The 1,402-nt window shown below is 67.1% G+C and carries 2 protein-coding genes; both read left to right on the top strand.

Annotated elements, in window-relative coordinates:
* Nucleotides 1-294, top strand: a 294-nt coding sequence (locus DM816_RS41855; protein ID WP_170318946.1) for a TrkA C-terminal domain-containing protein, incomplete at its 5' end; no start/stop codon positions are given.
* 9 nt (nucleotides 295-303) lie between these two features.
* On the top strand, nucleotides 304-1,005 hold the full coding sequence (locus DM816_RS41860; RefSeq protein WP_117215941.1) for a potassium channel family protein: 702 nt from the start codon (nucleotides 304-306) through the stop codon (nucleotides 1,003-1,005).
* Nucleotides 1,006-1,402: the final 397 nt, after the last annotated feature.

Consider the following 1,402-nt stretch of genomic DNA (forward strand, 5'->3'; position numbering starts at 1 on the left):
ACCGCCGACCGCATCGTGCGCCATCTCGTGCCCGAGGGCCTGGCCGAGCTGTGGCGCGACCCCACAAGCACCGTCGCGATCGTCGAGACCCCATTCCACCCCGACTGGATCGGCCGCCCCCTCACCGCCCTTGAGACGGCCACCGGCACCCGCGTCGCCTACGTCATGCGCTTCGGCATCGGCACGCTCCCCACCCCCTCCACCGTCATCCAAGACGGCGACCAGATCTTCATGCTGATCACCGACGAAATCGCCAAGAACGTCTCGGCCACCGCAGCCGCTTCACCGTCATAAGGGGTCCCGATGAGAGTCGCGATAGCCGGAGCCGGCAATGTCGGGCGCAGCATCGCCCAAGAACTGATCGAGAACGGCCACCAGGTCATGCTCCTCGAACGGCAGCCCAGAATGCTCCGTCATGAAAGGGTCCCCGCCGCCGAATGGGTCCTGGCCGACGCCTGCGAACTCTCGTCCCTCCAAGAGGTCGACCTGGCTGCCTGTGACGTCGTCGTAGCCGCCACGGGCGACGACAAAGTCAACCTCGTCGTTTCGCTCCTCGCCAAAACCGAGTTCGCCGTCCCACGAGTAGTCGCCCGGGTCAACCGCGCGGAAAACGAGTGGCTCTTCACCGAACAATGGGGCGTAGACGTCTCCGTCTCCAAGCCCCGCCTCATGGCTGCCCTGGTCGAAGAGGCCGTCACGGTCGGCGACCTGGTCCGCCTCATGACCTTCCGCCAGGGCGAGGCCAACCTCGTGGAGATCACCCTCCCCGCGGATGCCCCACACGTAGGCGACCCGGTCCGCGAAATCCCACTCCCCCGCGACAGCGCCCTGGTCGCCATAGTCCGCGGCAGGCGGGTCCTCGCACCCTCCCCCGACGACCCGGTCGAAGCGGGCGACGAGCTCGTCTTCGTCTGCACATCCGAAGTCGAAGAACAGGTCCGCTCCGTCGTCCTAGGCGCAGACAGCGTCGAAAAAACCCGAGCCCGCCGCACCCCACGCCGCTAAAACCCAACGCCCTCCGGAGAGCACCCCGTCTGCCTCCTCGCCCCAAAAGCCCAAACCGGGTTTCTGGGTGCGGTTCAAGGTCGTTCGTCCTGTAGGACACTCCACCTCGACCCGCACCCAGAAACCCGGAAAAGCCATGTCCGCGCCAAGGTGGCAGACGGGGAAGGCAAGGTAGCGGCCACTCAAACACGACCCTCACCCCCGCGGCGCGACTAGCCACCCCTCACCCGACGGCGCGTCCCCCTCGGTGAGTCGGTAGGGCGGTCCCGGGGGTTGTTCTAGGGCGCAGAAATGGTTGAAGTTGGCACCGCGTCCACAGTGGGAAACCCCACGGCAGTACTGCCCGCGCCCCAGAACAACCCCCGGGACCGCCCCCAACCTCGCGCCCACCCCACGC

It is taken from the genome of Allorhizocola rhizosphaerae (genome assembly GCF_003426775.1).
Lineage (GTDB): Bacteria > Actinomycetota > Actinomycetes > Mycobacteriales > Micromonosporaceae > Allorhizocola > Allorhizocola rhizosphaerae.